Consider the following 550-nt stretch of genomic DNA (forward strand, 5'->3'; position numbering starts at 1 on the left):
AGTGAAGTGTAGTTTAGATAGTAGAGCGATGAGCCAATAGGTAGTGCTGTTGAAGCATTTGTTATCTGCAACGTTGTATATGATGTTAGTGAAGATGATACTGGCAAATCATACTCTGGGAATTTGAAGCTAAAGTATGCTGTTGGTGTATTTGGTGGTGTTGATGGCTTAAGAGCTGACAATGTCATTGGTGTTGAGAAGCCGCTCTCGCCGCTGTATGTTGCACTTAGAGATGAAGATATCAAATTGTAGTTTGTTCCTGGCTGGGTGTATGTAAGTGTTGGACCATAATACGTTAATTCCGCTAGCAGTAAGTTGTTTGCTGTGTCTGTTACTGGTGTTTGTGTGTTTGCAGATGCATATACTTTTACGGTTACGCCTGGATATGGCAATGGATAGCTTAGCTGTATGTTTGTTATGTTGGTAAAGATTTGGTTGCTTGTAACAAAAGAATTACTACCAACAGTCGGTAGGCTTGAAAACTGTGCTGTAAATTGTAATGGTGATTGCTTGGGGCCGCCGGTTATTGTGACTGTAAGTGGGTTTCCTG

1 protein-coding gene is annotated in these 550 nt (G+C 41.1%); it reads right to left on the reverse strand.

Going from position 1 to position 550, the window contains the following annotated elements:
- Positions 1-392, reverse strand: a 392-nt coding sequence (locus ACP5L5_RS11850) for a hypothetical protein (RefSeq protein ID WP_428764027.1), incomplete at its 3' end; no start/stop codon positions are given.
- Positions 393-550: the final 158 nt, after the last annotated feature.

This window comes from Vulcanisaeta sp., assembly GCF_049966235.1.
Lineage (GTDB): Archaea > Thermoproteota > Thermoprotei > Thermoproteales > Thermocladiaceae > Vulcanisaeta > Vulcanisaeta moutnovskia.